This is a genomic window from Pseudomonas sp. JL3 (assembly GCF_031570575.1).
Classification (GTDB): Bacteria; Pseudomonadota; Gammaproteobacteria; order Pseudomonadales; family Pseudomonadaceae; genus Aquipseudomonas; species Aquipseudomonas cucumis.
This window is the reverse complement of record NZ_JAKWJK010000001.1, coordinates 579,592-598,960: the sequence shown is the minus strand read 5'-3', so window position 1 is coordinate 598,960 and position 19,369 is coordinate 579,592. Positions and strand designations below refer to the sequence as shown.

Annotated in this window: 20 protein-coding genes; 11 read left to right on the top strand and 9 right to left on the bottom strand. The window is 54.5% G+C overall.

Features of this window, described 5'->3' with window-relative positions:
- Nucleotides 1–45: 45 nt before the first annotated feature.
- The 3 genes from MMG91_RS02565 to MMG91_RS02555 all read right to left on the bottom strand — a co-directional run bounded on the left by MMG91_RS02565 (nt 46) and on the right by MMG91_RS02555 (nt 4,079).
- On the bottom strand, nt 46–1,587 hold the full coding sequence (locus MMG91_RS02565) for a DNA polymerase (protein WP_310658630.1): 1,542 nt from the start codon (nt 1,585–1,587) through the stop codon (nt 46–48).
- Nucleotides 1,580–3,436 (bottom strand): RNA-directed DNA polymerase, encoded by a 1,857-nt coding sequence (locus MMG91_RS02560; RefSeq protein ID WP_310658629.1) that lies wholly within the window; start codon nt 3,434–3,436, stop codon nt 1,580–1,582. The genes MMG91_RS02565 and MMG91_RS02560 overlap by 8 nt, the downstream gene beginning before the upstream one ends.
- A 349-nt stretch (nt 3,437–3,785) precedes the next feature.
- The gene (locus MMG91_RS02555) at nt 3,786–4,079 is read right to left on the bottom strand and encodes a fructose-bisphosphate aldolase (RefSeq protein ID WP_310658628.1); all 294 of its coding nucleotides are present in this window, start codon (nt 4,077–4,079) and stop codon (nt 3,786–3,788) included.
- Nucleotides 4,080–4,670: 591 nt separating this feature from the next.
- Here MMG91_RS02555 and MMG91_RS02550 point away from each other — a divergent pair.
- Nucleotides 4,671–5,060 (top strand): hypothetical protein, encoded by a 390-nt coding sequence (locus tag MMG91_RS02550; protein ID WP_310658627.1) that lies wholly within the window; start codon nt 4,671–4,673, stop codon nt 5,058–5,060.
- A gap of 15 nt (nt 5,061–5,075) precedes the next feature.
- Nucleotides 5,076–5,498, top strand: a complete 423-nt coding sequence (locus MMG91_RS02545; RefSeq protein WP_305449325.1) for an HD domain-containing protein — start codon at nt 5,076–5,078, stop codon at nt 5,496–5,498.
- 32 nt (nt 5,499–5,530) lie between these two features.
- Here the strand turns inward: MMG91_RS02545 and MMG91_RS02540 are convergent, their stop codons facing one another.
- The gene (locus MMG91_RS02540; RefSeq protein ID WP_305449326.1) at nt 5,531–5,971 is read right to left on the bottom strand and encodes a hypothetical protein; all 441 of its coding nucleotides are present in this window, start codon (nt 5,969–5,971) and stop codon (nt 5,531–5,533) included.
- Nucleotides 5,972–6,209: 238 nt separating this feature from the next.
- On the opposite strand from MMG91_RS02540, the gene MMG91_RS02535 reads away from it, so the two are divergent.
- On the top strand, nt 6,210–6,413 hold the full coding sequence (locus MMG91_RS02535; protein WP_305449327.1) for a hypothetical protein: 204 nt from the start codon (nt 6,210–6,212) through the stop codon (nt 6,411–6,413).
- A gap of 177 nt (nt 6,414–6,590) precedes the next feature.
- Here MMG91_RS02535 and MMG91_RS02530 read toward each other — a convergent pair whose 3' ends face one another.
- Together MMG91_RS02530 and MMG91_RS02525 are read right to left on the bottom strand one after the other, a co-directional pair.
- Complete coding sequence (locus tag MMG91_RS02530; RefSeq protein WP_305449328.1) at nt 6,591–6,809, bottom strand: PLD nuclease N-terminal domain-containing protein; 219 nt, start codon at nt 6,807–6,809, stop codon at nt 6,591–6,593.
- Between the two features lie 693 nt (nt 6,810–7,502).
- Nucleotides 7,503–7,895, bottom strand: coding sequence for a VOC family protein (locus MMG91_RS02525; protein WP_305506248.1), 393 nt, complete (start codon nt 7,893–7,895; stop codon nt 7,503–7,505).
- A gap of 244 nt (nt 7,896–8,139) precedes the next feature.
- Between MMG91_RS02525 and MMG91_RS02520 the strand changes: the two genes are divergently transcribed.
- On the top strand, nt 8,140–9,468 hold the full coding sequence (locus MMG91_RS02520; RefSeq protein WP_310658626.1) for an alkaline phosphatase D family protein: 1,329 nt from the start codon (nt 8,140–8,142) through the stop codon (nt 9,466–9,468).
- Nucleotides 9,469–9,889: 421 nt separating this feature from the next.
- On the opposite strand, the gene MMG91_RS02515 is transcribed toward MMG91_RS02520, so the two are convergent.
- Nucleotides 9,890–10,723 carry an NAD(P)H-dependent oxidoreductase gene (locus MMG91_RS02515; RefSeq protein ID WP_310658625.1) on the bottom strand — a complete coding sequence of 278 codons (834 nt, stop codon included), beginning with the start codon at nt 10,721–10,723 and terminating at the stop codon, nt 9,890–9,892.
- A gap of 70 nt (nt 10,724–10,793) precedes the next feature.
- Between MMG91_RS02515 and MMG91_RS02510 the strand changes: the two genes are divergently transcribed.
- The 5 genes from MMG91_RS02510 (at nt 10,794) to MMG91_RS02490 (ending at nt 13,742) form a co-directional block, all read left to right on the top strand.
- Entirely contained in the window at nt 10,794–11,702 is a 909-nt protein-coding gene (locus tag MMG91_RS02510) for a LysR family transcriptional regulator (protein WP_310658624.1), read from the top strand.
- Nucleotides 11,703–11,813: 111 nt separating this feature from the next.
- Nucleotides 11,814–12,602, top strand: a complete 789-nt coding sequence (locus MMG91_RS02505; RefSeq protein WP_310658623.1) for a DeoR/GlpR family DNA-binding transcription regulator — start codon at nt 11,814–11,816, stop codon at nt 12,600–12,602.
- Between the two features lie 60 nt (nt 12,603–12,662).
- Nucleotides 12,663–12,899 carry a hypothetical protein gene (locus tag MMG91_RS02500; protein WP_305449332.1) on the top strand — a complete coding sequence of 79 codons (237 nt, stop codon included), beginning with the start codon at nt 12,663–12,665 and terminating at the stop codon, nt 12,897–12,899.
- Between the two features lie 129 nt (nt 12,900–13,028).
- Entirely contained in the window at nt 13,029–13,271 is a 243-nt protein-coding gene (locus MMG91_RS02495) for a hypothetical protein (RefSeq protein ID WP_310658622.1), read from the top strand.
- A 72-nt stretch (nt 13,272–13,343) separates the two neighbouring features.
- A complete protein-coding gene (locus MMG91_RS02490) occupies nt 13,344–13,742 on the top strand; it encodes a DUF5329 domain-containing protein (protein WP_310658621.1) in 399 nt (132 codons plus the stop codon).
- Between the two features lie 15 nt (nt 13,743–13,757).
- Here the strand turns inward: MMG91_RS02490 and chrA are convergent, their stop codons facing one another.
- Together chrA and MMG91_RS02480 are read right to left on the bottom strand one after the other, a co-directional pair.
- Entirely contained in the window at nt 13,758–15,116 is a 1,359-nt protein-coding gene (gene chrA, locus MMG91_RS02485) for a chromate efflux transporter (RefSeq protein WP_310658620.1), read from the bottom strand.
- Between the two features lie 35 nt (nt 15,117–15,151).
- Nucleotides 15,152–16,003, bottom strand: a complete 852-nt coding sequence (locus MMG91_RS02480; RefSeq protein WP_310658619.1) for a CAP domain-containing protein — start codon at nt 16,001–16,003, stop codon at nt 15,152–15,154.
- 189 nt (nt 16,004–16,192) lie between these two features.
- On the opposite strand from MMG91_RS02480, the gene MMG91_RS02475 reads away from it, so the two are divergent.
- Both MMG91_RS02475 and MMG91_RS02470 read left to right on the top strand, forming a co-directional pair.
- On the top strand, nt 16,193–16,813 hold the full coding sequence (locus tag MMG91_RS02475) for a cell wall hydrolase (protein WP_310658618.1): 621 nt from the start codon (nt 16,193–16,195) through the stop codon (nt 16,811–16,813).
- A 139-nt stretch (nt 16,814–16,952) separates the two neighbouring features.
- Nucleotides 16,953–18,668: an amidase gene (locus tag MMG91_RS02470; protein WP_310658617.1), complete on the top strand. Its 1,716-nt coding sequence runs from the start codon at nt 16,953–16,955 to the stop codon at nt 18,666–18,668.
- Nucleotides 18,669–19,369 lie beyond the last annotated feature (701 nt).

Here is a 19,369-nt window from a genome sequence, read left to right as displayed (position 1 = left end):
CGTTTATGTGGCTTATTTAAAGGAGTTTTTATCTGTGTAGATCAGTTATTCAAAGAAATCGCTAAGCGATGCCTTGCCAATAATTGCTCCCTGAAAATGCTCAGTCATTGTATCTGAAAATATTTTGGAAACTATTTTGGTGTCGAAGTCATTGCGATGTTGGAAAAGCACAGCATCATGCATCGGAACTTTGATTTCAATGCGAGACTCACTTCGTAGGTTCAGGAGAGCCTTCTTAAATATCAGCGATGCAGTGCCTTGAACAAGCTGGCTTACGGCAGACCTTTTTTCTTGCTCCGTCAATGGGCCTGTTCGATCACGTTTCATATGATTGCCAAGACAAGTACTTATACGACTGTGTTCCTTGAAGTCGGCTTGTACTGAGTTTTTCCATTTTTCAAAAATTTTAAATTTGTTAAAAAAATCTTTGACGGCTTGTCTTTCAGCGCCGTAACCACAAGCCGCATCATACAAGCTTTGCCTCCTCATTCCGTAGGCATACGATAGAAAAAGTCTTTTAGCCTCTTTGCGGTTAGTTTTGTTTTTGAATATATCCCCGGATGCTGTTTCGTAGAGGTCGCCATTCGCATAGAGCTCTAAAAGTTCCGGATCTCCAGATAGCGCTGCCATTATCCCCGCTTCATATTGTTCGAAGTCTATGTATGATAGTTGCTTGTTAGGGTCTGGGACTAGAATATTTCTGTGTTGCTTGGCTAGATTTTGCAGTGAAGGATCTTTGTAGTATATTCTTGATGTTATCGAACCGAATGTATCTGTTATTGGGTGTATTCTATTTTGGCTTAATGGTATCAGGTTTAACACTTTTCGGGATTTGGCGATTTTCATAAGCTTGAGAAGGTCAATTGCAAAATCATCAGGCATAGGTACAAACTTTAATACGTACTCAACGTTAACACCGGAAAAATCGTAACCCTTTGGTTCGAGGTATTCGATAATATCGTTATCTGTTGGGATTTCTAGTGGCATATTGTATTTGGCTGAGAATTTTTTTAGTGCCGTATAATATTCAAAATCTATATTGCTTTTGTGAGTGCGTAACTGGTCTGTGTCTATGGCGATGCCATCTGATGTAGCACGCGTAAGCTGTTCTGTAATGGGACGTTCAATTTGAATAAATCTATCCCATTCATTGAAGTCTTTTGCTGTTGCTTCTATGTGTTCAGATAATATTATAAGAGCGCTGCCGATGTTTTCGAGTACTCCGCAATCAACTTCAGAAGTTTTGTTGAATATAGATAGGTATTTCTTAATTGTCTCACTATCGGTGACGTGGCTTAGCGATTTCGCGATGTCTACTTTTTCCCTGGATTCTCGGTCTGACCGTTTGCCAGATGTTGAAATTCTCAGTTCTTCAATGTCCGTAATTGATTTTGGTAACTGCCTTGTTGCGCGGAATATAATAGGTGCGATTAGCCAGTAATCATGGCAAATTATTTCGTGGTCATCTTGAACCAATTCTTCTGCTGTCGTTTGTGTAAGTGTGCCACTGGACCATAGGTAAAATTTGTCACCGCCTTGCTCTGTATAATCTCGGATAAAGATTAGAGCTTTTTTATGATTATTCATATGGGCTTATTTCCTCATAAATACTTAGCGCGCTTATGGGCTCTCTTTCGGCTAGAGGGGTGCCATTTTCGAAGTATGGCTTTGCTCGAGAGGCGGTCCATTTAAGCTTTGTATCGAGTTGAGAAAGTAATGGAGCAATTTCGTCTTTGGTGAACTCGCTAGCGGCTAATAGAAAGTTTCTTTGGTGGTAGTAGGGCCAGCCATTGCTGAATATTTGGATCAGAGGCTTGAGATGTTCGGCTTCGTCTACACAGCGCAAATATATAAATATTGCTGAGCATTCGGGTTGAAGTAGTTCTGAGCTGATTTTTCTTTTGGCGAGTTCTATCGTGCCATCGTTTTTGTACTTCGCTTTTGCAAGCAAAAGCCATAGATGAAAATTTTGCCAAGAGTAAATTGAGCGGTCGTGATCTTGTAAATAAAGAAATAGCTTTTCTAGCTCTTGCGGGCTTGGAGTAAGTGTCCATAAAATTCGGCAGTATTGGTCTGTTGAAGCTGCGTGATCTTCAAGGGTTTCAATTAGCAGTGTTTTTAGGTCGTTTGCTAAATTGGTGTGTATGTCGAATATATTTGCTTCTGTCAGTTGTATTAAACGATTTATAGCAAAACGAAATTGTCGTGATTGAGATTGTTTTTGATCAATGCATTCGCGCAGTAATTGGTATATATATTTTGCAGATCTAGCTATTACTCGTCTGCTCCTGGATCTCCACATGCTATCGATGGTTTGGCTGCGGTCGTCAGAAGTTGGAAAGTTCTCGTTGATCTCTTCTGATGAGCTTTCATTGCTCAGGATTTTTGTTTTTCCTGAGTTTATATTCATTCCCACTGTTCTTAGTTGGTTTATGAGCTCGGTGAGCGCTTTTTTTGCTGCTCGCGGCGTTTCACATATTATTCTAATATCATCTACGTATCTGTAGTAGTCGTATCCAAGTTCGACCATTTTATGATCAACAGAGTTTAATACGACGTTGGCTATGAAAGATGAGGCGTCTCTATTTTGGGGGAGGCCATGTTTTTCGTTATAGCCCCAGCGAGATAGCAGATCGCAAAGAGTGTCAATTGCGTTGCGGATGAGTAGCTTTTTCGGTCCGTCAGTATTTATTTTTTCTATATTTCCTTCAAAGGCTGATTTTATTGTTTCTATTGATATGTTTTCGAAATAATTAATTAGGTCTGTAACTAATAGGGCTTGATTGCTTTGTAATGCTGTTCTAGTAATACCTTCGAAAGTGGTCCAGAGGTCAATGCGACTTTTGAATATGTATCGTTCAGAGTCTCTATTCTTGTTGAATCTGTGGCCGAGAACTCGATGTGATAACAATGGGTCGTAGAAAGGAATTAAGAATGAACAAATAGCTTGGTAAATGAATCGATCATAGAAGTCTGTCTCAAGAGAGTATCTTAATCCTATTCCCTTTTTTGGGATGTTGTAGACGGTTCTTTTTGTACCTAGGTACTTGCCGTTTCCATCTTGTATTAAAATTTGAAGTTTTTCATGTAAATGGATTTTGTTTTCAAATAAATCTCGGTGTTGAATTGCATCGGTAAACCAGTCGTCTCGCATGTCTTGATTTAGATGTTGTAGTACTGCATCTATTTCGATGTCGAACGCTAAGATTTTTGTTAATTCTTTCTTTTCTTCCTTTATGATTCCTTGATCTTTGCATTTTTGTATAAGTATTCGTAGTTTTTTCTGATTTTTTTTGCTGTTTAAAGTTGGGTTGTTGCTGTTTATTGCTTCGATGATAAGATTCAAATTTTTTGTTATATCGTTTTCTGATATTACTTCTTTGCCTTCTGTTGTGATTTCAACATCCTGTTTTCCATTTTCTTGTGTTTGCGACATATTTCATTCCTAAAATATTCGTAAATTCAGGTCCTGTATCACGTAGAGTGTCGCGGTATTTATAGATTTTTCAAGTCAATTATGAGCTATTTGGCGAGGATATTTATTTTTGCGGGATTATGATGCAAGTAGCGTGCTTGTTTTTTGCTGCAAAGGCTGACGAGTGCTGGGAGCCAAAACCGACCCAGCCCAGCAGCAATCAAAATTTCTAATCGATTAATTTGAACAATCGATCTGTATGAAATCGGAATGAAAAGGCGACTCAAGAACTGCCACCTTTTTGAAAAGTGAAAATAAAGGCAGGCAAAAACCCGCAAAAAATGCGGGTTTGTTTACGACTGAAATATGGTCACTGCCCCTTAGGTGCATCAAACCCACGCTGTTCAATCACCCGAAACACATCGCTCACATCCTGGACCAGGATCCGGGCGATGTTGGTGACGGTGTTGATGTCGTGCTCGGCGTAGTCGGGCAGGCTGGTGCAGGCCATGAGGTTCAGATATTTGAGGACGGCGCTGAGGCGTTCGCTAAGGCAGTTGTGGAGTTCGCGCAGTGGGGCGTCGGCGTCGATGAGGAGGACGGGGTGGTCGGTGGCGAGGTGGGACATTGGGGAGTAGTGGCGGAGCGGTTTGTTCATAGTCATAAGGTTGAACTCTTCAAAGGAAAATGAAGTGCCACCTTTCTGCTGCGAAACAAATGGGTGGCAGCTATGTGCGGGTTCGCAGACCGGAGAAGAGACAAAACCGGCAGACCCGAGGGTCTCCCACACACAGCCGCCATAAAACGTAACGGCGGCAAATTTTGCCACAGTTGTCATTTAACGGTGTGTGTCATCTTCTGCAGGGCTGCGAAACCCTATCGCCGAATGCGGTCAGCGACAGACCCACTCTAGGTAGCAATTTTGGTAGCCGCAACCGGGCTGTAGGACGCCCGGATGGTCGTTTTGGCGAGGTGGCTCTTCCCCGTTCTGTGTCGTAACGCAGTAAATTCGGGCGTTGCGATGGGTCTGAGGAAACGGGCTAGCAGGGTTTTGGGTTGCTTCGCAGCCCAGCGGGAGCAAGCTCCCTCGCCACAAACGGTTGTTTCCTACGAGATTCTCAGACTTCAAAATCCTGGCCGCGCGTTCATCGAACGATCAGGCGCGGCTTTTCGGTGGAAAGGACGCTTGCTTCCGTTCAGCATCCCCGCCGTCGTAGACTGAAAGCCAACGGGAATTCAAGGATCGAGCGCACCCATGATCGAAATCGGCAGCCGCAACAACGCCCCCACGCCACAGCACAAAACCCAGGACATTTACCTCTTCCACATTGACCTTTCCCGTCCGGACACACCTTTTTGTTTCGAGCAGTCCATCGGTGGCGGTCATTGCGAGCAGGGCGGAGCGGCGTGGTTGGCGGCGTCGGGACTTGAGGCCTGGCCGGGTGAGTGGCGTCTGCATGTGCAGAAGTCCGGTTGTGGCTGGGTCGCTGAGCTGGTGGACGGTCATCCGGGTGTTGATCAGGCGACGCTGGTATCGATGATTCTCGAACGCCATGCTGAGGGTGCCAAGCCTGTGGGGCGGTGGAGGGCGATTGCCGGGTGGTTCAAGCGCAACATTCATCTCACTGGCCGCTACGGCGTTTAACCCGAGGAGAACCCCATGAGTCAGACACTGGAACGCGCCATTGCCATCGCCGCTGCGGCGCATGAGGGGCAGGTGGACAAGGGCGGCGCGCCTTACATCCTGCATCCGCTGAAAGTCATGCTGCGGGTGAACACGCTGGAAGAGCGTATCGTCGCGGTGTTGCATGACGTGGTCGAGGACTGTGGCATCAGCTTCGACGATCTGCGTAACGAAGGTTTCAGCGAAACGGTGCTAATGGCAATTGCGTCGGTGACCAAGGTGCCGGACGAGTCCTACGAGGAGTTTGTCGAGCGCGTGGCGCAGAACCCGATCGGGCGGGTGGTGAAACTGGCGGATCTGGAAGAGAACAGCGACTTGTCGCGGATTGCCGAGCCGTCCTGGGAAGATCTGGAGCGCGTCGAGAAGTATCGGCGGGCGATCGGGGTGTTGCGTTCATAGAGTGGAATTCCAGATTTACTGCGTACTCATGCTTATAAAACGCCCTTCGCCGGCGATGAATCGGGCTTGGCAATCCAGCCGACATACGTGAGCCAGAGGCCGATCAGCACGGCGATGCCGAAGCCGACTTGCACCAGCAACGGCACCCTCGCCGATACAGCCACGCCACGTTCAATCAGTTGCGGCGCGGCCAGGAGTACAGCGCCGCGAAGCGCCAGGAACCAACCGAACAGGGAAATCGCAACCGCCGCGGCGCTTGACCAATATTGATGGAACGCGATGATCAGCAGGCCACCGAACAACAGCAAAGCGCCGGTAAACCACACCGTGAGCGGACTTGCGAAGAAGTCGGCCGCCAGTGGCCCCATGTCTGGCGCCCGCACGGCAATGATGCCGGTCACGATGACCAGCCAAGGCCCGATGACGCGTGCGAACGCGCGCGTGCGCGCTCTGGATTCTGCTGTGGCGGGCATGGGGGTTCCCTCGATCACGTCGCTCGGTGGTTAGGGAACTCTACACGCCATTTGCGGGCCTATCGAGTATGCGATTGGTCCCCGGCCTCTGGTGAAGGCCAAGGGTGGATAGTGGTTTCCGAGCGCAGGAGAGGAGCGCGCCAAGGCTGGCCGCCCCTTCAGGACTTCACACACTGGGCCGGCAAAAATAACGCTTTTGCTCGCCTGTTACGTTCATAGCCAGGTCGAGGAGAACAGCATGAAATCCCGGATCATTGGGCTGCGAGTGGCCGGTACCGTCTACGCACTGATGGCCTTGGCGCAACTGGGGCGCCTGATTATTCGCCCCGAGGTTCTCGTTAATGGGTATCCCATGCCCCTGTGGCCAAGCGTGCTCGCCTTGGTATTGCTCGTGGCATTGAGCGTCTGGATGTGGTCGCTCACACAGTCGCGAGCAGAGTGAGGCTGACTCATCCAGGCCGAACCGCGTAGTGAGTGTTGGCACGTTGCCGGCGTGCGTGCCGACCATTCCGGGATTTGCGGAGGGTGTTCCAGCCCGAAATGACAAAGCCCCAAATCATCAGGGCTTTGTCCTTTGAAATTGCGCACTTCGCAGATCGTTACCGCACGCCGTCCGGCGTTATTGTCTGGTCTGCGGTGAATGCGGGTTGTGGGCGATGTGCTTCGGTCCCGCCAAGGCCCATGCTATCAGCCCGAACAGCGGCACAAACACGATCACCACCATCCACACCAGTTTGTTGCTCGATTTGCCTTCGGCTTTACGCACTCGGTTAATCGCCCACAACTCAATCAGTACAAGTACTGCTGCGAGCACGATCCAGATTGTTTCGATTTGCATTCGTCACCTCCTGATAGTCATTCAGTTAGGCGAGCGGGTGGGGGCGGGGTTCATTAAATTTGGGGTGGCTTGGGAATTCAACGGTTTTTGAAATCGTGGTCCGTCTCGGTGTTTCGCACGGCGTTTCGGACTCAGTAGTTATTTTGTGCCCTGACAGTCTCGCGAGCGGTCTCAACGTGATTCGACTATTTCTGTCGACTGCCATTGCCTGACGATTGGATTTACGGATGAAACCAACGATACGACTCCCGTTTCACTCCAAGAAAATCATTGCCGTAACAGCCATGTTCCTGTCTCTCTCTGGTTGTGTCGGGGTGGTGGTTACAACGCCGGAACCGGAACGACCACGCATTCCCTTGACCTATCAGAAAACAGATGGCGACCTGACCACGCGTGCGTGGTGTGGCGTAACGTTATGGGCGGTGATTGTACCTGTTCCCTTGAAATTACCCGTCTGCAAGCTTCACGAGGGGCAGTCTTTAACATCGTCCTTTTATGCTTGCGGTCCACTAATGGCCCTGGGACCTATCTCTCATGGTTATCAGGGAAATGCCTTATGTGGGACATTTCACGGGTGGTGAACATGACAGTGGTGTTCGTGAAATACCGGGACAGACCACCATTTCTCCGCTCAACGATTTTTGAAGTCGTGGACTGTCCCGGTGTTTCGATACTCCTTTTTTTGCCTGTTGCTCAAGCCTGGACTGGAGTGCAAAGCTCCACCAGCGTGCCATCCGGGCAGCGAACGTAGGAGATGGTTTGCCCCCAGGGTTTGACGAGCGGGGCGGCTATTTCGGTGGCGCCGGCGTTCAGCGCTTTGGCGTGGGCGGCGGCGACGTCGTCGGTCACTAGGCCAACTTCCATACCCAATGGTTTGACGGAGGCATGGGCCGAGATGTGACCCGTACTGAAGTTCATCGCCGCGAGTTCGTCGGCGGCGAAGGCCAGAGCAGTTTCCCCTGTTTCGAGTTCGCCGTAGGTGTTGGATTCGTGGAGGAATCGGGTGGTGATTCCGAATGCTTTTTCAAAGAATTGCAGTGAGGTGGGGACGTCCGGGACGTAGATGATCAGGTAGCCGAATTTCATGTGCGAACATTCCTTGTCATGCCATTGGGCTGGCAAATCTAGCAGAAGTTGGAGGCAACTCGCTTGACTGATTCAAAACAGAAAAACCCGCAACTCAGTGCGGGTTTTTTTACGCTTGAACGGTGCGCGCTATCCCTTACACACCGGTAGCCGGTTTTCCCGTCTACGCGGCGGGTTTGATGTCTTAGTGGCGCAATACTGATTTATCGACTGAACTGCTGCTCAGTTTTCAGGAGGAAATCAGATGGCACGGCTCATTCTTGGTCATACCACCGATACGTCGATCAAAGTATGGGTACGCGCCAGCGAGCGTTGGCCGGTGGTCTTTGTTGATGTAGTGGATTGCGACAACAACGCGACAGGCCCCACCAAGATACTCGATGCCCAGCCGATGGAGTTCTATACGGGTGTTTTAGAGTGGAAAAAGCTCAATCCCGATACGCCGTATACCGTGAAGGTGGCCTTCGGCAAGAGCCGCGGTGCGGCAGCCGATGAGCGAGTTCGTGATGCCTATACCGAAGGGCGCTTTCGCACCTTTCCCGCAGTAGAGCAGACCGGGTCATTCTCCTTCGTGCTCGGTTCCTGCAATTTGCATTCGCTTGGGATTCTGGAGAGGCCCGACCGCGCCTGGGTCGAGATTTCTCGTGTGGCCAAAAACAACGACGCACGTTTCATGATTCATTGCGGCGACCAGATTTACTCGGACATTCCGCGCCAGCCCTCCATCGATGTGCAGTTCTTTCGCGACAAGTATCTGGATGCCTGGGAGGACTGTGTGCCCGCGCGCCGGACGCTGACAGAGTTGTCGCATTACATGATTCTTGACGACCATGAACTGATCAACAACTTCGACACCGCCACCGGCTCGTCGACGCAAGCGCTGGCGAACGCCGCCATCAAGGCGTATTGGGAATTTCAGCATTCGCACAACCCTTCGAGCCGTCATGCCGAGCATCATTACCACTACGAGTTCAACTACGGCGCGGTGAAGTTTTTTGTCATGGACACCCGTTATTACCGCAGCACGGCGCAAAGGCGTCTGCTCGATGAGGTCCAGGAAGACGACCTGTTGCGCTGGCTGTCGCGTTACCGTGACGACCTGAAGTTCGTTGTCACCAGCGTGCCGTTCGTGGGGGTGGTGAAAAATTCTGAAGGTGACAAATGGTCGGACCCTGCTTTCGAGGAGCAGCGAAGCCGCATCCTTGAGCATGTCCTTGAAACAAACGTGTCACGCCTGACCTTCCTGACGGGCGACATGCACACCTCTTATCACGCCACGCTGGAGGTTTCGCGCGGGGAGAAAAGTACGGTGATCAATGAGTTGATGTCCAGCCCGATAAACCAGTACACCCCCAACATAAGGCCTGAGCAGATCTACAACATGAACCACTCGCACACCCTGCCTAATGGAATTTCCACGCTGTCGTGTATCGATCCGGATTCCTTTTACGGTAGTCACTCGAATGTCATGGTGATTGATGTTGATATGACGTCAGCCAGGCAGACGGTGGGCTATAAGATTTTTCGAACAACAAAACCGAGTGCGGGGCCGAGTGGGAAATTCCATCCCTAAAGGGAAAGGAGAGATCCCTTGTGGTGAGGGGGCAAGCCCCCTCGCCACAATGGGTGTGGGCGCGCGCCATTATTATTTTTCAATCCTCCCACTGTTTCCTTGGAAGAGAATCGGTCTAAAAAGCCTGACCCAGGCCTCGAACGATTTGCTATTCTGAAGTTGTAGGTGAAGACGCAGACTGATGCGCAAAGGGATAGCGAGGAGGCGTGGGGCGCGCTCCCAAGGGTACACGGTTAGAAAGATCTCCGCGCTGAGATCCAGCCCTTATGCCGTGTGAGGCAGAACAGCCTAAAGTTAAAAATCCTGTTCTGTGAGAGGCCCGATAAACCTTGTAAGCCAGAGACCAGCACTGGCCACCTACATCGATTTCCAAAGCCCGCCTTGTGCGGGCTTTTTCGTGTTTGTGGGTAGCCAGTTTGTTCTACACGGCGCGCGCTTTTGCGGATGCGGCTCGCATGCCTGGCTCATCACGTTCCGCCTGTCTGACGTGAGCGGCAAACCCAGTCTGATCCGAAGCAATCTCCGCACGCAATGTCAGCTGCGGGATGTCATACGCCCCGGCATTCTGCGGTCGGAAAGGAATCGGTGCGGTCTTCCAGAGGTTATCAAGCCGTTGGCCGAGCGCATCGCAGGTCGTCGAAAATTTCGCTTCATCCATTCGGCTAGTCCGATAGATCACGAACGGTGGCAGCACGTCGAAGCCGGGGTAAAACAGTACGCCATGCTGAATCGGGAATAACACATCATCAATAGGCCCGTTGATGCCCCGGGGGCTGTAATGAGATTCCCATCCACCCGTGGTGACGATCAGCATCGCCCGTTTGCCCGCGAGTTTGCCTTCCCCGTAGCGGTTGCCCCAGCGCGTATCGGAATGTTCCCCTACGCCATAGGCAAAACCATAGGCATAGACGCGTTCCACCCAGCCTTTGAGGATCGCCGGCATCGAGAACCACCACAGCGGAAACTGCAGAATGACGGCATCGGCCCAGAGCAGTTTTTCCTGTTCGAGGACGATGTCCTGGCTTTGCCGGCCTTCTTCGAAGGCAAGTTTGGAGTCCAGGGAAGGATTGAACCGCGATTCGGCTTGCCGGCCGGGGCTGTCATCGGCATCCAGTGAGGCTTTCCAGTCCATTGCGTATAGATCGGAGACCTGCACTTGGTGGCCGGCAGCCTCCAGGCGTTTGACGGCAAAGTCTTTGAGCGAACCGTTCAATGATTTGGGCTCGGGATGGGCATAAACAAGCAGAACTTTCATGGCTGAGTCTCCAGTGTCAGGAGCCAGCAGAATCAGACTTTAGCCGGTATATTGGAAATGAATAACCAATATGCTAGGTATTATCGTGAATAATCTGCGACGTCTGGACATCAACCTGTTGCTGACCCTTGATGTCTTGCTCTCGGAACACAACGTGACCCGTGCGGCGCAACGGCTGAATTTATCGCAACCTTCGGTAAGTGTTCATCTCGCCAAATTGCGGGATATTTTCGCTGACCCGTTGTTACTGCCAGGGCCACGGGGTATGCGGCCCACGGCCCGAGCCGATGAGTTGCGTGAGCCGTTGCGCCAGGCACTGGAAGCCCTGGAGCGTGTCGTGTCACCCGCCAGCCCGTTCAACCCGGCCGAGGCCCGGCAGACGTGGAATGTCATGGCGTCCGACTACGGCGAGTCGACCCTTGTGTTGCCCGCGTTGGCCGGGCTGCGTTCGGCAGCGCCCGGCACGCGTTTGGCGGTGTTTGACCTGGTTCCTTCGCAGATCGCCAGACAAGCGGAGCAGGGGGCAATCGATCTGGCTTTTCATACCAGCGAAGACGCTCCCCTCGGCTTGCGGCGCCGATCGTTGTTTACCGAGCGGTATGTGTTGGTGGGCCGTGCCGGCCATCCGCTATTGAAAAAGCGACCGACGCTGGCGCAGTTCTGTGAACTCGACCACGTGATCGTGTCACGGGATGGTGGGGCGTTTCAGGGGGGCACCGACCAGGCGCTTTCGGCGGTAGGCATGACGCGCCGGGTGGTGCTTTCAGTTCCGCATTTCCTGTTTGTCCGGTCGGTGGTGGAGAGCACCGACATGGTGGCAATGCTGCCGTCGCGGTTGGTTCGCGATGTGCGTGAGCTGGAAGTGGTCGAGGCACCACTTGATGTCCCGGGTTACGAAATGTCGATGCTCTGGCCCGAGCGTGTTCATCGCGACCCTGCGCATCGGTGGTTGCGCGAGTTCATCGTGAATGCGTTGTGATTGATTTCAGTTAAGCGCAATCCCACAGGTTCCGCGCCTGGCATTGCTGCTGGTTGTGTTCATTCCGCTGCTTGGCTAATCTCGCACAAACACGCAAAAACAGGCATAACCATGCAAGCCGAGCATTCCATCGCCGAACTCCCGCAGCTGCGCCGTCAGAAAATCCTGTTGATCCTCGAACGCGACGGCAAGGTCATGGCCTCCGAATTGAGTCAGCATTTCGCCGTATCCGAAGACACCATTCGCCGGGATCTGTCAGAGCTGGCCAGCGCCGGGCTGGTGCAGCGGGTCCACGGCGGGGCGCTGCCGAGGCCCAAGGACACCGGCAAGGATTACTTCACACGGGTCGGCGAAACCGATGAGGTGAAAACCCGGCTGGCCCAACTCGCCGCATGCCGCGTCAAAGATGGTCAGATCGTGATTTTCGATTCCGGCAGCACCACGCTGCAGATCGCCCGCTCGCTGCCCGCTGACCTCTCCATCACGGCCATCACTGCGTCGCCGATGATCGCGATCACCCTCGCCGAATACAAAGGCATCACGGTGATCCTCGCCGGTGGTCAGCTCAATCCCGCGACGATGTCTTCCGGCGGGCATGAAACGGTGCGACTGATCGAGAGCATCAAGGCCGATCTGCTGTTCACCGGGGTCTGCGCCATTCATCCGGAAGTCGGCATCACTTCGCTGCATTTCGATGAGGTGCCGGTGAAGCAGGCGATGCTCGCCAGTGCTTCCCACGTGATTGCCGTCACCACCGCCGACAAATTGGGGGCGGTGGAGCCCTTCGTTGTCGCGCCTTGCAACCGCGTGCATACCCTGATCACTGAACGTCACCTGGCCTCGGGCAATGTCGAGGACTATCAAAAAATGGGGATCGAAGTGGTGCAGGTGAACGCTTAGTGGCCATGCGCTCAGCGATGTATGAGTTACGCTGATAGCTACGACGGGAGGAATGCAGCCATGACTGAGCGCCATATAATCCACTCGGAAACGCTATCGAACGGATGCACGATCAAGGTTAAGGCCGAGATATTGCGAGACGGTTCACTGGGGATGTTCATCGGTGTTTACCGGCCGGATGGTTCGGTCATCGTTGAGGACAACCACCCGTCACCGCATCTGCTGGACATGGAAGCCGCACTGGACTGGGCAATCGAAAAAGCCAAAACCATCGGCAACAGCCAAAGAACGTTATAAGGCCAGGCGATAACTGAATCATTGAACATCTGGAAGGTCGTATCTGCGGTTTGCACGCACTGCGAATGAATTCGTGGATAGCGTCAACTTATCCCCCGCAGCTCTGACCTTTGCTTTTAGGATGTTCAAATGAAGCGCATCGCGATAATGACCCTGACCATTGCAAGTACTCTCCTGCTGGGAGGTTGCTATCCTCACTGGGAAGATGGAGACAGGTACGACCGGGATCATGATCACCGTCGTGAATACCGTCGCGACCATGATCGGGGCTATGATCGAGACTATGATCGCCGTGACGACCGCGATTACGAGCGCCGTCGTTATCGCGACCGGGACCGGGACCGGGATGATGACGACCGGGACGACGATTGACACCTATCCATCAGGCTTCAGAGCGGTGGTTGGCACTGCTCTGATCGGCTGTTGGTCATGCGAGGTATAACCATGCGAACTCTGACCGAATCCATCGCTCGTACCTTTAGCCAATGGCTGATCGCGGCGAGTATCGGCCTGACCGTCATGGCGTTCAATGCCCAGGCACAAACCTCATCTCAGGCCACTCAGGAAATAAACGGCTTGCTGGACTTTATCGAGCACAGCGAATGCCGGTTTGTGCGCAACGACAGCGAATACCCCGGCCCTCAGGCCCGGGCGCATCTGGAGAAGAAGCTGGAGTACCTTGAAGAACACGACAAGGTAAACAGCGCAGAAGACTTCATTGAGCTGGCGGCCACCCAGAGCAGCAAGAGTGGCCTCGCCTATGAAGTGCGCTGTCCGGCAGGCATGCAACCGGCCAGTCTCTGGTTGAAGACCGAGCTACAGAGACAACGGCAGCCTCATTGATTCTGTCTCGATGCGCTAGCGCAGCAGATGCACCGCCAATCCAATCAGCCCGCAGCCCAGCAGCACCTCGATCACCCCCCGCTTGAAACGGAACAAGGCGATGGCCGCTGCAATGGCGATCAGCGCCGAAGGCCAGTCGAGTTGGCCGCTGAAGCCGTTGGGCCACAGCACGTGGTAGCCGAAAAAACACGCCAGATTCAGAATCACGCCGACCACCGCCGCAGTAATCGCGGTCAGCGGCGCGGTGAGCCTGAGTTCGTTGTGTGTCGACTCCACCAACGGGCCGCCGGCGAGAATAAACAGGAACGAAGGCAGGAAGGTGAACCAGGTCACCAGCGTGGCAGCGAGGGCGCCGGCCAGGAAAACATGATCAGGGCCGAACACCTGCTGAACATAGGCGCCGACAAAACCGACGAAGGCCACCACCATGATCAGCGGCCCGGGGGTGGTTTCGCCGAGTGCCAGGCCATCGATCATCTGCGTGGGTGTCAGCCAGCCATAGTGGCCGACGGCGCCCTGATACACATAAGGCAGCACGGCATACGCGCCGCCGAATGTCAGCAACGCCGCTTTGGTAAAGAACCAGGCCATCTGGGTGAGGGTGCCTTCCCAGCCGAACAGGGCTGTGAGAATTCCCATCGGCAACCCCCACAACGCCGCGCCCACCAGCAACAGGCGCAATAATTTAAAACTGCTGAAACGGGCGTGTTCGGGAGGCGGGGTGTCGTCGTCGATAAAAGCCGGGCCGAAGGACTTTTTCGTCGTACTGTGGCCCCCGGTGCGGAACCTCTCAGGCGCCAGTCGTCCGCCGAAATAACCGATAATCGCAGCGCCCAGCACAATCAACGGGAAGGGCACATTGAATACGAAGATGGCCGTGAATGACGCCGCGGCGATCCCCCACAGCCAGTTGTTCTTCAATGCCCGCGAGCCGATCCGGTGGGCCGCCTGCACCACAATGGCGGTCACGGCAGGCTTGATCCCATAAAAAAGCCCGGCCACCACCGGCACTTCGCCAAAGGCGATGTACACCCAGGACAACGCGATCAGGATGAACAGCGAAGGCAGCACAAACAGCGCGCCGGCAATCAGGCCGCCCCACGTCCGGTGCATCAACCAACCGATGTAGGTCGCCAGCTGCTGAGCCTCAGGCCCAGGCAGCAACATGCAGTAGTTGAGGGCATGCAGAAAACGCCGTTCCGAGATCCAGCGTCGGCGCTCCACCAACTCCTGGTGCATGATCGAGATCTGTCCGGCCGGCCCGCCGAAACTGATGAAGCCGAGTTTCAGCCAGAACAGAAACGCTTCCCGCAGGCTGATGGCCTCAGGCTTCGACAGGTCCTGTTCGACGGTCGAAGAGGGGGCTTTATTCAAATCACGATTCCTTTTTCAACGGTTGATTCAGGTCTTTACGGCGTGCCAAACATTGCCGTCCAGTAAATGCCCGCATCACTCTTCGGGTCGACGGCATAGGCCGCCCCCAGCTCGCGAAATTGCGGGTTCATCAGGTTGGCGCAATGGCCCGGGCTGGCCAGCCAGCCATCGACCACTTTGCGCACGGTGTCTTGCCCGGCGGCGATGTTCTCGCCGACCTGCTGACCGGCATAACCCGCCAATTCGGCCCGATCACCCGGCGTGCGGCCATCGCGGTCCTTGTGATCGAAGTAGTTATTGTTGGCCATGGCCCGGCTGTGGGTTTCGGCCGCGGACCCCAGTGTGGCGTTCCACGCCAGCGGCGTCGTGGCGGCAAAGGCTTGAGTGCCGCACTGACGCGTCTGAGCGCGGGCGCTGTTCATCGCTTCAAGCAGTTTCTGTCCCTCCGCCTGCCAGTCGCCCAAACGCCCGGTCAACAGCGGACGCGCCAGCACAATGCGCCATTCACGGCCATCGCGGCTGACGCCGATGTCGACGAATTGCGGGTCCAGCACTACTTGGCAGAAGCTCTCCTGAATCGCTTTCATGGCGGACGGCGCATCACGCGGGCCAGACAGGCTGATCGCCTGCACATTGACCATCGGATAAGCCGCTCGGGCCAGTGCCTGCTGCAAGTCACCGATACTGTTTGCGGACAGGACCAGGCGCGGATCGCTCGCCAGCGGCGGCAACTCCGAAGACGCCTGGCCGCCGCAGCGCTGCGCCTGGCTGCGGTAAACGTTGATCGACTCGACCAGCTGCGTTTCATCGACCGCCGACGCGGCGACACTGAACACCAGCCCGAATGACAACACGGCAAGATGCAAAACGGATGACAGGCTGCGCATGAAAATCTCCCTTGGACGGACTGCGTCCATGATGCGCGATTTCACCCCTGCGGACGCAATGCCTTTTTGCGCCGAAACGCGTTTATTGTCAGGCGGCTGGAATGAATAGCGACGACTACAATCACAGCAGGTCAGCGCTACAACGTCGCCGTTTCATTGCCCAAGCCAGTGTCATCGGAAGGATCGACCATGCGATTAAAATGGGTAGTCACCTGCTTCGCAATCATCCTTCTGTGCGGCCAGGTGTTGGCGACTGAGCAGGAGCAAAAACAGGAAGTGGCTGAAGACAAGGCGCAGGTCCTGGAAGAGAAAGCCGCCGAGAAGGACAGCGAGCTTGCGGTGCCCAAGTCCGCAGTCATTACCCCCTCCGAAGTGCAGGCGGTCGACCCGGCAGGCGCAGCCCCTCTGGACGATGCCATCACCTGCCTTGCACGCAGCATCTATTGGGAATCCAAAGGTGTGGCCGGTGCGGACATGGAAGCCGTCGCCAGCGTGGTCATGAATCGGCTCGGCCATGAGGGTTTTCCCGGAACGGTGTGCGCCGTGGTCAAGCAGGGTTCTGAAACGGGCTCCTGCCAGTTTTCGTGGTGGTGCGACGGACGTGCCGATCAGGTAAAGGAAGACGACGAATATGTCCTCGCCAAGGAAATCGCGCGCAAGGCGCTCAACAAGCAACTCAAGGACCGCACCCATGGTGCTTTGTATTTCCACGACAGAACGGTAAAGCCCGCCTGGGCGAAGAAATACACCAGGACGGCCGAGACCCGGAAGTTCCTGTTCTATAAACCTCGTGGCGGGACGGCGCAGTAGACGACCGCAAACCATCGCGGGTCCAGCCGCGCTGTCGCATAATGCCGCGCAATGACAACTGATATGAACACCAATTTCGAGATAAGTGATGTCCCTGAGCCCAACATCAAGTCACCCATCAGCCGCCGGTAGTAACAGCATGATCGAGGTCACCGAGGTTTCCATTGCCCAACTGCGTGCTGCGCTCGAATCGGGCCAGACGACGGCGGTTGAATTGGTCCAGGCCTATCTCGCCCGGATCGATGCCTACGACGGCCCTGACACGCCCACCGCCCTCAACGCCGTGGTGGTTCGCAACCCCGATGCACTCAAGGAAGCGCAGGCGTCCGATGCCCGTCGGGCCAAAGGCGAGACGCTGGGGCCGCTTGATGGCATCCCTTATACGGCCAAAGACAGTTATCTGGTGAAGGGGCTTACCGCAGCCTCTGGAAGTCCCGCCTTCGCGAACCTGATTGCTTATCGCGATGCATTCACCATCGAACGACTTCGTGCCGCTGGCGCGATTTGTCTGGGCAAGACCAATATGCCGCCCATGGCCAACGGCGGCATGCAACGCGGTGTCTACGGCCGTGCGGAGAGCCCGTACAACGCTGACTATCTCACCGCCCCCTTCGCATCGGGTTCATCGAATGGCGCGGGTACTGCAACCGCCGCCAGTTTCGCGGCATTCGGCCTCGCCGAAGAAACCTGGTCGAGCGGACGTGGCCCGGCGTCGAACAATGGTTTGTGTGCCTATACGCCTTCGCGCGGAGTGATCTCGGTGCGCGGAAACTGGCCTTTGACGCCGACCATGGACGTTGTCGTGCCGTTTGCCAGAACCATGGCCGACCTGCTCGAAGTGCTCGACGTGGTGGTGGCGGACGATCCCGACACACGGGGCGATCTGTGGCGGATGCAACCCTGGGTGCCCATCCCGAGCGTCGCTTCGGTGCGTCCCGCTTCCTATGGGGCGCTTGCCGCGAATACCGATGCCCTCGCCGGCAAACGCTTCGGCGTTCCCCGTATGTACATCAATGCAGATCCCGAAGCGGGCACGAGCGAGGCGCCTGGCATTGGTGGTCCGACGGGGCAGCGAATCAACACTCGTCCTTCGGTGATCGGGCTCTGGGAAGAGGCTCGCAAGGCACTCGAAACCTTTGGTGCCGAAGTGATCGAGGTCGATTTCCCGCTGGTCTCCAATTGTGAGGGCGATCGTCCTGGTGCGCCGACGGTGTTTAACCGGGGCCTGGTTTCCAAAGAATTCCTTCACCATGAGTTGTGGGATCTGACGGCCTGGGCGTTCGACGATTTTCTGCGTGCCAACGGCGATCCAAAACTCAATCGCCTGGTCGATGTGAACGGACCACTGATTTTCCCGCACGACCCAGGGACGCTGCCCAACCGGGAGGGCGACCTTGCCGCTGGCATGGACGAGTATGTGCGGATGGCCGAGCGCGGCATCACCCCTTGGGACCAGATCACCACGGTGCCTGACGGACTGCGCGGCCTTGAGCAGACCCGTCGAATTGATCTTGAAGACTGGATGGATCGGTTGGGGCTCGACGCAGTGATCTTCCCGACGGTGGCCGACGTTGGGCCGGCGAATGCCGATGTCGATCCGAAGTCTGCGGACATCGCGTGGAGTAACGGTGTCTGGGTCGCCAACGGCAACCTCGCCATCCGCCACCTGGGTGTTCCCACGGTCACGGTGCCGATGGGCGTGATGCCGGACATCGGCATGCCCGTCGGGCTGACCTTCGCCGGTCGTGCCTATGACGATTCGACGCTGCTGCGCTTGGCTTCGGCATTTGAGTCAACGGGGACGAAGCGATTGATTCCGCCTCGAACCCCACCGTTATCCGGTGGTCAGAAATAGGAAGGGCGGGATTGCGGCTCGGTACACGCTCCAATCCCGCCCGGTAACGGTAAGCCAGCCGCTCGCAAAAATATTTTGCAGCGCTGCCGATGCGTGTTCCCGGCAAAGGTGCAGTGCCTTGTCTTTCTAACGCAGTCCTGTCCAGGTTGAGAGGTGGATTTCATGAACAATATCATCTACATCGTCGGGGTAATTGTGATCGTCGTGGTTATCCTGTCGTTCCTCGGGTTTGCATAGCGTCGAAGACCGTCTTTATTCATCGTTAGTGATCGATTCTTCCTGACGTAGACGTCCGCCTCATCACCGCGTCTTCGATGGTGGCACGGGCGTCCCCCGTCACATGACGATGCCTATATCGTCCGCGACCTGCCGCGCGGCAGGTGCCGTCGACACAATACTGAGTCCAACCTGCATATCGAGAATCAACAGTGCGTACATCGTGCTTTTCCTTGCGTTTGGACCAGCGACACAAGGGCAAAAGAAAAGGTTCTTCCACCTGCCCCCGAGCCTCCTACATGGCTATCACCTTTCTTGAGTGATTGGCATAAAGCTTCGATACAAAGGGATCGGCAGCGCGTAAAAAAATAGTAAATTTTCGCCCCGCAGTCAGCCGTGCAATACATGTAGATATCGAATTCGGGGTAGCATCCGGTACCTGACTCGGCTCTTGCAGAAAAGAGCCTCTTGCTCCCGGGTTCGCG

What these genes read in the sequence shown, in the direction of transcription:
- MMG91_RS02540 (WP_305449326.1), bottom strand. Translation starts at nt 5,971, where the DNA reads ATGCCCGCCACAGCAGAATCCAGAGCGCGCACGCGCGCGTTCGCACGC.
- MMG91_RS02500 (WP_305449332.1), top strand. Translation starts at nt 12,663, where the DNA reads ATGACTGAGCGCCATATAATCCACTCGGAAACGCTATCGAACGGATGC.
- MMG91_RS02510 (WP_310658624.1), top strand. Translation starts at nt 10,794, where the DNA reads ATGCTAGGTATTATCGTGAATAATCTGCGACGTCTGGACATCAACCTG.
- MMG91_RS02530 (WP_305449328.1), bottom strand. Translation starts at nt 6,809, where the DNA reads ATGCAAATCGAAACAATCTGGATCGTGCTCGCAGCAGTACTTGTACTG.
- MMG91_RS02555 (WP_310658628.1), bottom strand. Translation starts at nt 4,079, where the DNA reads ATGACTATGAACAAACCGCTCCGCCACTACTCCCCAATGTCCCACCTC.
- MMG91_RS02490 (WP_310658621.1), top strand. Translation starts at nt 13,344, where the DNA reads ATGCGAACTCTGACCGAATCCATCGCTCGTACCTTTAGCCAATGGCTG.
- MMG91_RS02560 (WP_310658629.1), bottom strand. Translation starts at nt 3,436, where the DNA reads ATGTCGCAAACACAAGAAAATGGAAAACAGGATGTTGAAATCACAACA.
- MMG91_RS02550 (WP_310658627.1), top strand. Translation starts at nt 4,671, where the DNA reads ATGATCGAAATCGGCAGCCGCAACAACGCCCCCACGCCACAGCACAAA.
- MMG91_RS02470 (WP_310658617.1), top strand. Translation starts at nt 16,953, where the DNA reads ATGATCGAGGTCACCGAGGTTTCCATTGCCCAACTGCGTGCTGCGCTC.
- MMG91_RS02520 (WP_310658626.1), top strand. Translation starts at nt 8,140, where the DNA reads ATGGCACGGCTCATTCTTGGTCATACCACCGATACGTCGATCAAAGTA.
- MMG91_RS02565 (WP_310658630.1), bottom strand. Translation starts at nt 1,587, where the DNA reads ATGAATAATCATAAAAAAGCTCTAATCTTTATCCGAGATTATACAGAG.
- MMG91_RS02475 (WP_310658618.1), top strand. Translation starts at nt 16,193, where the DNA reads ATGCGATTAAAATGGGTAGTCACCTGCTTCGCAATCATCCTTCTGTGC.
- MMG91_RS02525 (WP_305506248.1), bottom strand. Translation starts at nt 7,895, where the DNA reads ATGAAATTCGGCTACCTGATCATCTACGTCCCGGACGTCCCCACCTCA.
- MMG91_RS02505 (WP_310658623.1), top strand. Translation starts at nt 11,814, where the DNA reads ATGCAAGCCGAGCATTCCATCGCCGAACTCCCGCAGCTGCGCCGTCAG.
- MMG91_RS02480 (WP_310658619.1), bottom strand. Translation starts at nt 16,003, where the DNA reads ATGCGCAGCCTGTCATCCGTTTTGCATCTTGCCGTGTTGTCATTCGGG.
- MMG91_RS02535 (WP_305449327.1), top strand. Translation starts at nt 6,210, where the DNA reads ATGAAATCCCGGATCATTGGGCTGCGAGTGGCCGGTACCGTCTACGCA.
- MMG91_RS02495 (WP_310658622.1), top strand. Translation starts at nt 13,029, where the DNA reads ATGAAGCGCATCGCGATAATGACCCTGACCATTGCAAGTACTCTCCTG.
- MMG91_RS02545 (WP_305449325.1), top strand. Translation starts at nt 5,076, where the DNA reads ATGAGTCAGACACTGGAACGCGCCATTGCCATCGCCGCTGCGGCGCAT.
- MMG91_RS02515 (WP_310658625.1), bottom strand. Translation starts at nt 10,723, where the DNA reads ATGAAAGTTCTGCTTGTTTATGCCCATCCCGAGCCCAAATCATTGAAC.